This is a genomic window from Nocardia xishanensis NBRC 101358 (assembly GCF_001613365.1).
Taxonomy (GTDB): Bacteria; Actinomycetota; Actinomycetes; order Mycobacteriales; family Mycobacteriaceae; genus Nocardia; species Nocardia xishanensis.
Genome location: NZ_BDCF01000088.1, coordinates 1 through 13516 on the forward strand (window position 1 = coordinate 1; position 13516 = coordinate 13516).

Consider the following 13516-nt stretch of genomic DNA (forward strand, 5'->3'; position numbering starts at 1 on the left):
GCGCGGACGGCCCTTGCCGCCACCTGGGGCACCGAACCCGGCCCGGCCAGGGCCGAACTGCTCGCGGTCCTCGCCGACGGCATCGCGGCGGCCGACGAGCCGCTGCTGGAGACGGCGTTGGACGACCGCCGCGCCGAGGTGCGCCGGACTGCCGCGGGACTACTCGCGCTGCTCCCCGATTCGGCCTTCGCGCAACGCATGCTGCGCCGCGCCGCCGACTGGATCGCCGTCGAGGCCGACCCGGCGGCGCTGCGCATCGCGCTGCCCAACTCCCTGGACGCCGAGGTGCGCCGCGACGGCATCACCGACCGCGTCGTCGAATTCAGCTACCGCTGGAACGGCGTCCCCGACGTCACCGCGGGCCGCCTGCGCCAGCTCGTCGCCGCGACGCCGCTACGGCACTGGACGGCCGCGCTCGGCGCACCCGAGCGGGCGGTGCGCGTGACGGTGGACGAGCGATTCCGGCAGCCGCTGTTCGACGGCTGGGTGGATGCCGCGCTGGCGCAGCGAGATCCGGCCTGGGCCGCGGCGCTGTTCGCCAACGGGGTGCCCTCCGACACCGCGCTGCTGCGCCGCCGCGAGCTGTTCGCCCTGTTGCCGGTGGACGAGCGCGTCCGGCATCTGCTTCGCCTCGACGGCGCCTGGCTCTCCGAGTTGGAGGCGCTGCTGCCCGCCGTGCCGCACCCGTGGCCGCAGCCGCTGGCGCAGCACCTGATCCTGTTGCTGTTCGAACGCGCCAGGATCGCCGCCCAGCGCTCGGGCGCACACGGCACGGGCCCGGCGGCGCACCGATCCCTGCTCACCGCGGCGGCGGTGCACCTGCCCGTCGACGCGGCGGCCGCCGTCGCGTCGATCGCGCAGCGCTGCGACGATGTGGCCTGGGCCCGCGCCTTCGACCAGCTCGCCACCGACCTCACCCACCGCTCCGACATGCTCGAGGAGTTGCCGTGACCAGCACCGACGCCAGCATCCTGCTGCGCCCGCACGCCGAACAGGCCTACGCCGAGGAACTGCGCGCGCTGGCCTCGGCCGACGACCGACCGCGCCCGCCCTCTTGGCGGCTCTCGCCATGGGCGGTGGTCACCTATCTACTCGGCGGCACACTGGACGACGGCACCGTGATCACCCCGAAGTACGTGGGCCCGCGCCGCCTGATGGAGGTCGCTGTCTCGACACTGGCCACCGACCGCGCGCTACTGCTGCTCGGCGTGCCCGGCACCGCCAAAACATGGGTGTCCGAACATCTCTCGGCCGCCATCTCCGGTTCCTCCACGCTGCTGGTGCAGGGCACCTCGGGCACCGCGGAAGAGGCCATCCGCTACGGCTGGAACTACGCGAGGCTGCTCGCGGAGGGCCCGACCGACGCCGCCCTCGTCCCCTCGCCGGTGCTGACCGCGATGCGCACCGGCGCGCTGGCCAGAATCGAGGAACTCACCCGCATCCCGTCCGACGTGCAGGACGCGCTGATCACCGTGCTGTCCGAGAAGACGCTGCCGATCCCGGAGCTCGGCCGGGAAGTGCAGGCCGCCAAGGGCTTCAACGTGATCGCCACCGCCAACGACCGCGACCGCGGCGTGCACGAGCTGTCCTCCGCGCTACGCCGCCGGTTCAACACGGTGGTGCTGCCGCTGCCCGCCGACGAGGAGGACGAGGTCGCTATCGTGACGCGCCGGGTCGCCCAGCTCGGCGCGGCCTTGGAGCTGCCGGAGGTGCCCGCCGCCGCGGCGGAGGTGCGCCGCGTGGTGCGGGTCTTCCGCGAGTTGCGTTCCGGCATGACGGCCGACAACCGCACCAAGCTCAAATCGCCGTCGGGGACGCTCTCCACCGCCGAGGCGATCTCGGTGCTGACCAACGGGATCGCGCTGTCCGCGCACTTCGGCGACGGGGTGCTGCGCGCCACCGACATCGCGGGTGCGCTGCTCGGCGCGGTGGTCAAGGACCCGGTGACCGATGCCGCGGTGTGGACCGAGTACCTGGAAGCCGTTGTCCGCGAACGCCCCGACTGGGCCGACTTCTATCGGGCGTGCCGCGAGGTCACCGGCTAGGGATTGCGATGCACGTAGCGGAGAACGATCGCACAGCGGATGGGAGCGGCACCGCGCTCGGGAGCCGAGTGCGTGCGAGCCCGCATGCGGACGACGCGGTGACGCGGGTATTCGGCATCCGGCACCACGGTCCCGGCTCGGCCCGCTCATTGCGCTTGGCGCTGGATGATTTCCAGCCCGACACCATCCTCATCGAGGGTCCCGCCGACGCCGATCCCCTGACCGGATTCGTCACGGCCGATGGCATGGCGCCGCCGGTCGCGCTGCTCGCCTACGTGCCCGATCAGCCCGCGCGGGCGGCGTTCTGGCCCTATGCCGTGTTCTCGCCGGAATGGCAGGCGCTCCGTTACGCCGCCGAACACGAAGTGCCCGTGCGCTTCTGCGATCTGCCCGGCAGCGTGGTGCTCGCCGCCGAGGCGGAGCCGGGCGACACCGTCGACCCGCTGGCGCATCTCGCCTCAGCCGCCGGGTACGACGACGCCGAACGCTGGTGGGACGCGGTTGTCGAATCGAGCACCGACATAGACGTTTTCGACGCGCTCACCGAGGCGATGGCCGTGCTGCGCGAGACGCCTGTCACGGACCCCCACGAGCGTGAACGATCACGCCTGGACCCCACGCTGTCGGACGACGAGTCACTGGATCTCGAAAACCTCGGCCCCAAACACGAATTCGATCGAAACGACCCGTCCATCGCGCGCCGCCATCGCCCGACTCCGGCCGTAATCGACGCGCATACCCTGCGTCGCGAGGCCTACATGCGCCAGACCATGCGCAAGGCACTGAAGAGCGGTTCGCGTCGCCTCGCCGTCGTGTGCGGCGCCTGGCACGCACCCGCGCTCGCGGGCAAGCTCGGACCGGCCGCACCGGATGCCCGGCTGCTCAAGGGGATGCCGAAGGTGAAGGCCACCGTCACCTGGGTGCCCTACACCCATTCCCGCCTCGCCGCGTCCTCCGGCTACGGCGCGGGCGTCGACTCGCCCGGGTGGTACCACCACCTGTTCACCGCCGCCGACCAGCCGATCGCGCGTTGGCTCACCAAGGTCGCGGGCGTGCTGCGGGCGCACGATCTCCCGGTGTCGAGCGCGCACGTCATCGAGGCGGTCCGCCTCGCCGAAACCCTTGCGGCGCTGCGGCGACGACCGCTGGCCGGGCTCTCCGAGGTCACCGAGGCGGTGCGCTCGGTGATGTGCGGCGGCGACGAGACCATGGTGCACGTGGTGACCACCGAGCTTGTCGTCGGCGAGGCGCTGGGCGCGGTGCCGGAGAACGCTCCGACGGTGCCGCTCGACGCCGACCTGCGCGCCAAGGTGCGCAAGCTGCGGATGAAGCTGGAGCCGACGGCGCGCACCGTCGACCTGGACCTGCGCAAGGAGCGCGAGCTGGAGCGGTCGCGGCTGTTGCACCGGCTGCGGCTGCTCGGCATCGAATGGGGCGCGCCGACCACCGGGGAGGTGCGCAGTACCGGCACCTTCCGCGAGACCTGGACATTGCGCTGGCGCCCGGAATTCGCGGTCGCCGTCATCGAGGCGTCGCGATGGGGCACCACGCTGCGCACCGCAGCCGAGGCCAAGATCCTCGACACCGCGCAGCGGCAGGACCGCACCCTCGGCGATCTCGCCGACGCGCTGGAGCTGGCGCTGCTAGCCGATCTGGGCGGCGCGACCGGCGGACTGATCGCCCGGCTGGAGAGCGTCGCGGCGCTCGACCACGACGTCACCCACCTGCTCGCGGCGCTGCCCGGCCTGATCAGAACGCTGCGCTACGGCGACGTGCGCGGCACCGACACCAAGGCGCTCGCGCACGTGGCCGACGGCCTGCTCGTCCGCATCGCCGCGGGTCTGCCCGGCGCGGTGACCGGTCTCGACGCCGACGCCGCGGGCGAGCTGCGCACCCAGCTGGACGCCGCGCACCTGGCCATCCACACCCGCGACGACGCGTGGGCCACCGAGACCTGGCTGGCGGCGCTCGGCAAGCTGGCCGACCGCGAGGACGTGCACGGCGCGCTGGTCGGCCGGGCGGTGCGGCTGCTCAGCGACGCGGGCATCATCGACGACGCCGATTCCGGCCGCCGTCTTTCGGCCGCGCTGTCGGTCGGCGCGACCCCGGCCTCGAAGGCCGCCTGGATCGACGGGTTCCTCGGCGGCCGCGGCCTGCTGCTCGTGCACGACCGAGAGTTGTTGCGGCGCATCGACGACTGGCTGCGCGAGCTCGACGATGACCAGTTCCTGGAGACACTGCCGGTGCTGCGCCGTACCTTCGGCGCCTTCGAATCCGGCGAACGCCGCGCCATCGGCCGGGCGGTCGGTGACACCGCACGAACCCCGACGGCGGAGCACGCGGGCCTGGACGTCGAGCGTGGCCGCCGCGCCATGCGGACCACGGCCGAGATCCTGGAGGTCGCAGAGTGATTCCGCACCCGCCGCGCCGCTACACCGCCGTCACCGCGCCACCGCGCCCGGCGAACACGACCGGATCGTGCGCGCCGTCGCGGAACTGCCTCCGGCACCAGCTGATTCGCACCGCGATCCACTCCGTCCGTGGGCGAGGAGCCGCACTATGAGCCTGCCCGACGAAAATCGTTCCCGCCGTTGGCGTCTGGTGCTCGGCGCGGCGGCCGAGCCCGAGCTCGGCGGGCTCGGCGGCGCGGACGACGTCGCCGTCGACCGTGCGCTCGGCGCGCTGTACAACACCGGCGACGAACCCGCGTCCGGGAAACGGTCCGGCAGCCTTGGCGGTTCCGCGCCGCGGGTGGCGCGCTGGCTCGGCGACATCCGCACCTACTTCCCGTCCAGCGTGGTCGAGGTGATGCAGCGCGACGCCATCGACCGCCTGCAACTCACCGAACTCCTGCTGGAGCCCGAACTGCTCGCCGCCGTCGAACCCGACGTGCACCTGGTCGGCACGCTGCTGAGCCTCAACCGGGTGATGCCGGAGACGACCAAGGCCACCGCGCGCACCGTGGTCGAACAGGTGGTGCGCGAGATCGAGCGGCGCATCGCCACCCACACCCGCACCGCCGTCTCCGGCGCGCTGAACCGGGCCGCGCGGATCAGCAGGCCGCGGGCGCGAGATATCGACTGGGACCGCACCATTCGCAAGAACCTCGCGAACTACCTACCCCAGCACCGCACGGTCGTCCCGGAGCGGTTGGTCGGTTACGGCCGCAACACCCAGACGGTGCGGCGCGACGTCGTGCTGGCCATCGACCAGTCCGGGTCGATGGCGGCCAGCGTCGTGTACGCCTCGGTGTTCGGGGCGGTGCTCGCGTCGATGCGGGCGCTGCGCACGTCGCTGGTGGTCTTCGACACCGAGGTGGTCGACCTCACCGCCCTGCTCGCCGATCCGGTCGACGTGCTGTTCGGCACCCAGCTCGGCGGCGGCACCGACATCAACAGGGCGCTCGCCTACTGCCAGACGCTGATCGCCCGCCCCGCCGACACGCTGTTCGTGCTCATCTCCGATCTGTACGAGGGCGGTATCCGCGCGGAGATGCTGCGCCGGGTGCACGCCATGAAGGACGCGGGCGTGCAGGTGCTTGTGCTGCTCGCGCTCTCGGACGACGGCGCACCGGCTTTCGACCACGACAACGCCGCCGCGCTCGCGGCGCTCGGCGTTCCGGCCTTCGCCTGCACGCCCGACCGCTTTCCCGACCTGCTCGCGGTGGCGTTGGATCGCGGCGACGTCCAGTCATGGGCGGATGTGAACGCGGGAAAGCCGTGAGACCGTTCTACACTCGCGTCGAGTCTCGGCACGCTGGAGGGGAGCACGCATGTTGCGCCGCGGTGAGGTGTTCGCCGGCTACGTGATCGAGCGCGAACTCGGGCGCGGCGGCATGGGGGCCGTGTACGCCGCGCGCCATCCTCGGCTGCCGAAGACGACCGCGCTGAAGCTGTTGCACCGGGAGATGTTCGACGACGGAGAGATCCGGCGGCGCTTCGAGCGGGAGGCGGATCTGGTCGCGCAGCTGGACCATCCGAACATCATCACCGTCTACGACCGCGGCATCGAGGACGAGCGGCTGTGGATCTCGATGCAGTTCGTCGACGGTCACGACAGCGCCGCGGTGGCGCCGAGCGCGATGTCGCCGGAGCGTGCCGCGCAGATCGTCGTACAGACCGCGGGCGCACTGGATTACGCGCACGCCCGCAGCGTGCTGCACCGGGACGTCAAGCCGGCCAACATCCTGCTGTCCCGCTCGGCGGGCATCGGCACGGGCTTCGACGAACGCGTGCTGCTGACCGACTTCGGCATCGCCAAGCTGCTCGACGACACCGCGGGACTCACCCGCACCGGACATCTGACCGCGACCCTCGCCTACGCCGCGCCCGAACAGCTGACCAACGCGCCGCTGGACCATCGCTGCGATCAGTACGCGCTGGCCTGCACGCTGTTCCGATTGCTCACCGGCGCGGGGCCTTACGACGCGCCGAATCTGCCCGCGGTGCTCTACGGGCATGTGCACGGTCCGATCCCGTCGCCGCGCGCGGCCCGGCCCGACCTGCCCGCGGGACTGGACGCGGCGCTCGCCAGGGCGATGGCCAAGGACCCGAACGACCGATTCGACTCGTGCGGGGAATTCGCCGAGGCGGTCGTGCGCGCAGTGCGCGACCAGGGTTCCACCGCCGCGCCGGAATCACACGCACGGCCCGCATCGGTTCGGACCGCCCGTAACACGTCGGCAAGCCCGGCGCCGGACTCGGCCGCCCTCGCGCCGACCGAATCGCCCGCGTGGCCCGCGACGCCACCCGCCGTCACTATGCACGCGACCGCGTACCGCAGACAGCTGCACACCCAGGACGACGTGGTGCACGGCTGCCTGCTCGGCTCCGCCATCGGCGACGCGCTCGGCGCACCGGTGGAAAACATGCTGCTGCACCACATTCGGCAGCGCTACGGGCGGCGCGGCGTCACCGGCGGGCCGGACACCTACGAGGGCAGGATTTCCGAGGAGACGCAGCTGACGCTGTTCACCGTGGAGGCCCTCGTGAAAGGCTCGGTGCGGGCGCGGGCGCGCGGCATCGGCGGCGCGACGCTCGGAATGATGCAGCAGGGTTTTCTGGTCTGGTTGCAGGGTCAGGGCGTCACCATTCCCGAGCAGAAATTCCGCCCGCACAGCGCCTTGGCCGCGCATCCGGAATTGATGGGACATCGCGGCGTCACACATGCCGCCATCACCGCGCTACAGAAGGCGGCGGCGCGGCGCGAACCCGCGCGTCCGCTGGGGACGAGGACCGAGCCGATCAACAATTCCAAGGGCTGTGCCGCGGCCGTGCGGGCGGTGCCGTGCGGCTTCGGCTACGCCGTCGATCGCGCGGGCGAATCGCTCGAGCACGTCTTCGAATTGGGTTGCGACGCGGCTGCGCTCACGCACGGACACCCCAGCGGCTGGCTGCCCGCCGGTGCGGTCGCCGCGCTGATCTATCTGATCGGCCGCGGCGCGGAACTCGACGACGCCATCGATCGGGTCCGCGCCGAACTGGCCCGCCACGAGCACCACGAGGAGACCTCGACGGCGCTCACCGCGGCCGTCGACCTGGCCGCCGCCACGGCGCGCCGGACGCAGACCATGCCGCAGCCGGAAGACTTCGACGCACTCGGCCGCGGCTGGATCGCGCCGGAGGCGCTCGGCATCGCGGTGTACGCGGCGCTGTGCGCGCAGTCCGTCGGCGGGACGCCGGAGGACATCTTCACCAACGGAGTCCTGTTGGCGGTCAACCATTCCGGCGACAGCGATTCCACGGGCGCGCTGTGCGGCAGCATCCTCGGCGCCCGCCACGGCCGGGCCGCCATCCCCGGCCACTGGCGTGCCGGGCTGGACGCCGCGCCCGTCATCGAGCGGCTGGCGGCCGACTACTGCACCGAGTTCGGACCGAACCCGCCGCGCGACGCGCACGGCGAGCCCCCGTTCGATTGGTACGCCCGCTATCCGGGATAGGGGTCCGGGGGCCGACCTCACCGGCCTTCGTCACCCGCGATGGGGAGGTTCGGGCAAACCTTGTGATATTCGATGTCGGGCGAGACCCACCTGTTCCAGGTCTCCCGGCTCATGTTGTAGGTCATCTTGGCGCACAGCTTGTCGGTATCGAACGTCGACACTGGCCAGATTCTGATCGTCTTGTCCGCACTCGCGGTCACGATCCGCGCGCCGTCCGGTGTGAAGTCGACGTCCGAGATCATTCCCACGTGCCCGGTCATCGCGGGGCCGATCTGCCGCTGCGATTCGGCATCCCACAGCCGGACATTTCCGTCGATGCTGCCGGTCGCCAGCGTCTTTCCGTCCGGACTGAACTCGACGTCCGTAACCCAGCCGTCGTGCCACATCGGATTACCGATCTGTTCCCCGGTGTCCACGTTCCACGACCGCACCGAGGTGTCGAAGTACCCGACCGCCAGCCGACGGTTATCCGGGCTGAAGGCTATTGCGGACACCCATCCGGGCCCCTTCATCGGCTTCCCGATCCGCAGGCCCGTCGTCGCGTCCCACAACCGCAGCACCCAGTCTCCTCCTCCGGCCGCGAGTGTCTTTCCGTCGCGACTCAACTCCGCAGTCATGATCCCCGCTGCCTCGTCCAGCGGCGGCCCGATCGGCTGCATCGACGGCAAATTCCACAGCTGGCCGGAGGATCCTGTGAACGAAACCGCTGTGTGGTGTTCGCTATCGACGAGAGCCGTCTTCGTCTCGGGTGGGAAAGGAATCGGCGCATCGACCGGCTCACCGGTATTCGCATCCCATATCCGCAGCCGGCTCGTGGTGACCGATTCGAGCTGCCTGCCGTCGGGGCTGTAAGACACGCTCTCGAGAGCGTCGCCATGGACAACGGGACCTACCTGCTTGCCGGTACCGATCTCCGACTGACTGATCGTCCCGTCCGTTGTGCTCGACACGATGCGCCTGCCATCCGGGCTGATCTGGACGCTCACCACCGATCCTTCTCGATACACGGTGCCCGTGGTCCCGATCCATTCCCGCACAGTGCCATCGAGACCGCCAGAAGCGATCCATCGCCCGTCGGGATGGAACGCGACACCGGTGACCGCGGATTCGTGCCCGCGCAGCGTTTCGCCGACCGGGCGACCGGACGCGGCATCCCACGTCCGAACCGTCTTGTCGTCGCTCGCGGAGGCCAGTCGAGCACCATCGGGGCTGAAGATCACCTGCTCGATCGCCGCGGTGTGTCCGCGCAGCGGTTCGCCGATCGGCAGACGGGTGCGCGGATCCCAGAGCTGGATCGTCGCGTCAGCGCCTGCCGAGGCGAGACGGGTGCCGTCCGGGCTGAATGCGACGCTGTTCACACTGAACTGGCCGGTCGGAATCACACCGACCGGCTGCCGCGATGCGCTGTCCCACAGACGGATCGCGCCGTCGAGGCCACCTGAGGCGATCAGACCGTCGGTACCGAACGCGACCGATGCAACCTCCTTCCCCGGTACGGTTATCGGCTCACCGATCGGTCGCTGCTCCTCGACATCCCATAACCGCAGGGTCTTGTCCCAGCCTCCGGATACAATCACGCGCCCGTCAGGACTGAACGCAACACCCGTCACTGTCCCGGTGTGCCCACGCATCGGCTCGCCGATCGGTCGCTGCGTTTCGGCATCCCACAATCGCACTGTCGCATCGCGGCTCACGGACACGATGCGCCTACCGTCCGGGCTGAACGCGAGGTCGTTCACTTCGAACTTGTGGCCGGTCATGAGTTCGCCGATCCGCTGCCACGTTCCCGCGTCCACCAACTCGATCGCGTCGCCCCGAGTGGTGGCGATCCGCCTGCCGTCCGGACTGAACTGCACGCTGTAGGTGTCGGCGCCGTTCAAGCCGTAGATCTTGGTTACGTTGCGGGTCTGATGGATCGCGTTGAGCACGGCGAAGCGGCCATCCGACTTCGACGGAAAGCTGCTGGCGGCCAAGGCCATCTGCATGCCGAAGACATCGTCGCTCTTGCCTGGCCACGATTCGGACAGCATGAGCTGAGATTGCGCCCCCAGTGCCGCTGCCGCCGTATCCCGGGCATTCGAGCGTGCCCGATCCTCCGCTCGCAGCGCCCGTACGAATCCGACCGCCGCCACCACCGCCACGACGACCACGACGATCAACGCCGCCCGCAGAATCCTCGATCGTCTGTGCAACACGCGGGCATGCCGCTCCGCTTCCTCTTTGGCGCGACTTTCCGCCGCTGCCAATGCCTCCGCCGCTTCCTGCCGTTCCCTGGCCGCCCGCAGCTCGGCCTCCCGGCGCTCCCGCTCCTGCGCGAGTGATAGGTCTTCGCGCTCGCGCGCGGCCGACAAGAACTCGCACACATGCTCGAGCCGATTCCGGAATCCCGGTTTCGCGGCGAGCGATTCGGCGTCAGCGAGCCTGCTGCCCGCCAGCAGCCACTCGTCGTTGCGTCCGTTGCGATCCCAGGCGAGCGCGGCTCGCTCCAGATTGTCGGCATCCTTCAGGTCGGCGGCTTCGACCCGCAACCATTCGGCGAGCGCGTCCCACTGCCGCAGCAGGCTTTCCAGGGCGACCTCGACCACGATCTCACCGTCGCGCTCGTCGCGGACGAGCAGCCGCCGGGCGATGAAGCTCTCCAGCAGCGGACGACTGGCCGCGGGCAGGTCGAACCACCGCGCGGCCCGGCGCATCGGCTGATCGTTGTCCGGGTTGACGGTAGCCAGCCACGGCACGAACGCCGTCCGCAGCACGGCGAGCTGGTCCTGCCGGACCGTGGGATCGGCGGCGAGCAACTCGTCGACCTCGCTCTGCACCACGCGGCGCAAGCCGCCCATCGCGTCGTATTCGGCGAGAGTTATCTCGCCATCGCCGTAATCCTGGTACAGGCGTGCGAGCGTCAGCGAGAGCAACGGCAGGGTGTCCGCGCCGTGTGACCAGTCGTCGAGCAGCCGGTCCACGAGCTCCGGGGCGAAGGCGAGCCTGCTGCCCGCTTCTCGCGCCCGCCGCGCGGGCCCGCAGATGACCTCTTTGAACTGCGCCTGCGGCATGGGTTTCAGATCGTCGAACGAGCGGACCTCGACATCGGCCAGTTCCGGCGCGCTCTGCAGCGGCTCGTACCTGTCGGCGCGGATGGTCGCGATGACGACCATCGACATCCCGATATCCCGGTCGAGCAACTCACCGACGATGGCGAGCAACGCCCGGGCTTCCTCGTCCGAATCGACCCCGAACAACTCCTCGGCCTGGTCGATCGGCAGCATGAGGGTCGGCGGCTCGGCTTCGGCGGGCTCGGCGATCAGCTCTTGCGCTGCCCGCTGGGCGTCGGCCAGCCAGGCCCGCACCCGTGCCACGTCGCGGATGCCCTGCTTGATGACACCGAGGCTCGGTTCGTTCAGTCCCAGAGCGACGCGGAGCCGGTGTATCGATTGTGCGAGGCCGCCGTCACCGGTCAGGGCATAGCGCTGCGGCCGGACGATTCCGGCGGCCAGATAATGGCGATAGTCGCGGTGCAAGCGCGGCAACAAGCCGGCCCGCAGGAACGACGACTTCCCCACCCCCGACGGCCCGAGCACGACGAACAGCTGACCGATTCCCGAGTTCCGCGCTGCTCGGACGGCGGTCAGCGCCCGGCCGATCTGGGCGTCGCGGCCGAAATACACGGCGGCGTCCACTGCTTCGAGCGGCTGCCAGCCGCGATAGGGCGCCCGTTTCGGGTCATCGGGCGGCGGCCAGGCGAACGTGTCCGCTCCGATGCCCGCCGCCCAGAGACCGTCGCGCAGCCGCAGCAACCCTTCGGTGCGGAATTCGACCGGCGGACCGTCGTCGACGGGAATCGATGTCTGCGGCCCAGGACCGAACAGATCGCACCGCTGCCACTCACTGGTGATGTCCCGGCCCTTCAGCGGCTGCAAACGAACCGCGAAGATCGCCTTGCCCAGAGCTTCGGCATACCGATACTCGGTCTTGCACTCGTGCGAGGCGTCCCAGTTGTCGGACAGCAAGCAGATGACCGCCTCGCAGCGCTCGTTCGCTCGCCGCAGGGCGTCCTTCCAGCGGACACCGGCGGGAATCCCGGTTCGCCGATCGAGATCGAGGAAGATCTCGTCGGCGAGACCCGGGTCCGCCTCGATGAGCCACGCCTTCAGCGCGACCGCTTGCCGCGTGTCCCGGCTCGAATGACTCAAGAAGACCCTGGACATACCGGAAAGCATGCGGCGCCGCGGCGACCGGGGCACGAGTAATCGACTACTCGCGTTGATGCTGGCAACCGGGTCGCAACCTGCGAAACCGGAAACCGGCTAGATGTCCGCGATGGCGGCCAGCGGCGGGGTGCGCGCGGCCCGGATACCTGGCCACAGGGCGGCGAGGACACCGACGACGGCGGAGGAGATCAGCACCAGGGTCAGCTGGCCCCACGGGATGTCGATCTGGTCGATGCCCAGCTCGCGGAGCGTGCGCAGGAATCCGACGCCGAGACCGATGCCGAGGATCACCCCGACGATGGCGCCGAACACCGCGATCAGCATCGACTCCAGGTAGATGGTGCGGCGTACCTGCGAGCGCATCGTGCCGACGGCGCGCAGCATGCCGATCTCCCTGCGCCGCTCCACCACCGAGAGCGCCAGCGTGTTGATGATGCCGAGGATCGCGATCACCACGGCCAGCGCGAGCAGGCCGTAGAGGATGGCGAGCAGGGTGTTGATCTGACGGCCCTGCGCGCCCTTGAACTGTTCGCGGTCCTGCACCTGGACCACCGCGAACTGATCGGTGGCGTTCTCCAGGTCGGTGCGCATCTGCGCCAGGTCGGTGCCCGGCTTCGCGGTGACGAGCACATAGAAGTTGCTCCGGAACGCGGGCGGGGTCACCTGTTCGAAGATCGCTGGCGGAACCACCACGTCGGCGAGCAGCGGCGTGTTCTTGTACACGCCCGCGATCGTGACGGGCACCTTCTGGTTCCGGTCCAATGTGGTCAGGTCGATCTGCTGGCCGGCCTGCCAACCGTGTTCGGCCGCTGTGGCTTTCGATACCATAATGCCGCTCTGGCCGAGCGCGTCGGTGCCATCGAGAACCTCGTAGTTCAGCGCCCGGTCGATCGGGCCATCCGGCGCGACGCCTGTCATCCGAATGTCACCGGACTGCACCGCCACGCCGCGGAAACCGACCACCTCGTCCGCCTCGGGCACCGCGGCGCGCACCGCGTCGGGCACCCCGAGCGGCAAGCCGATCAGCTGTGACTGCTGAGGGCCCGAGAGCACGTACTCGGACTCGACGCCCTTGTCGACCAGCACCCCGATACTGGCCTTGGCCGACGAGCCGAGCATGCCGATGGCCGACACCAGCATCAGGCCGAGGGTGAGCGCGAACGCCGTCGCGGCCGTGCGCCGCGGATTGCGCGCGGCGTTGTTGCGCGCCATCCGTCCGATCGGTCCGAACGGACGGATCAGCACCCCGAGGCCGCCGACCACCGGCCGGGAGAGCGCGGGCGCGGCGAGCAGCACGGCCAGGATCAGCGCCAGCGCGCCGACACCGA

General features: G+C 70.2%; 7 protein-coding genes. 5 read left to right on the forward strand and 2 right to left on the reverse strand.

The features are described 5' to 3' along the window. The 5 genes from NX1_RS37135 to NX1_RS37560 form a co-directional block, all read left to right on the forward strand. The coding region (locus tag NX1_RS37135; protein WP_245668883.1) for a DUF5691 domain-containing protein at positions 1 to 951 on the forward strand (951 nt) is incomplete at its 5' end. Further along, on the forward strand, positions 948 to 2045 hold the full coding sequence (locus NX1_RS33995; protein WP_068068997.1) for an ATP-binding protein: 1098 nt from the start codon (positions 948 to 950) through the stop codon (positions 2043 to 2045). The genes NX1_RS37135 and NX1_RS33995, both read left to right, overlap by 4 nt. A 98-nt stretch (positions 2046 to 2143) precedes the next feature. Continuing rightward, complete coding sequence (locus tag NX1_RS34000; protein WP_245668884.1) at positions 2144 to 4456, forward strand: DUF5682 family protein; 2313 nt, start codon at positions 2144 to 2146, stop codon at positions 4454 to 4456. Positions 4457 to 4604: 148 nt separating this feature from the next. After that, positions 4605 to 5768 carry a VWA domain-containing protein gene (locus NX1_RS34005; RefSeq protein WP_068069000.1) on the forward strand — a complete coding sequence of 388 codons (1164 nt, stop codon included), beginning with the start codon at positions 4605 to 4607 and terminating at the stop codon, positions 5766 to 5768. Between the two features lie 49 nt (positions 5769 to 5817). Beyond that, positions 5818 to 7983 carry an ADP-ribosylglycohydrolase family protein gene (locus NX1_RS37560; protein ID WP_218024225.1) on the forward strand — a complete coding sequence of 722 codons (2166 nt, stop codon included), beginning with the start codon at positions 5818 to 5820 and terminating at the stop codon, positions 7981 to 7983. A gap of 17 nt (positions 7984 to 8000) precedes the next feature. Here the strand turns inward: NX1_RS37560 and NX1_RS34015 are convergent, their stop codons facing one another. Next, positions 8001 to 12185 carry an nSTAND1 domain-containing NTPase gene (locus NX1_RS34015; protein WP_068069009.1) on the reverse strand — a complete coding sequence of 1395 codons (4185 nt, stop codon included), beginning with the start codon at positions 12183 to 12185 and terminating at the stop codon, positions 8001 to 8003. 99 nt (positions 12186 to 12284) lie between these two features. Beyond that, positions 12285 to 13516: FtsX-like permease family protein (locus NX1_RS34020; RefSeq protein WP_157120366.1), on the reverse strand; the 1232-nt coding region annotated here is incomplete at its 5' end.

What these genes read in the sequence shown, in the direction of transcription:
- NX1_RS34005 (WP_068069000.1), top strand. Translation starts at nt 4,605, where the DNA reads ATGAGCCTGCCCGACGAAAATCGTTCCCGCCGTTGGCGTCTGGTGCTC.
- NX1_RS37560 (WP_218024225.1), top strand. Translation starts at nt 5,818, where the DNA reads ATGTTGCGCCGCGGTGAGGTGTTCGCCGGCTACGTGATCGAGCGCGAA.
- NX1_RS34015 (WP_068069009.1), bottom strand. Translation starts at nt 12,185, where the DNA reads ATGTCCAGGGTCTTCTTGAGTCATTCGAGCCGGGACACGCGGCAAGCG.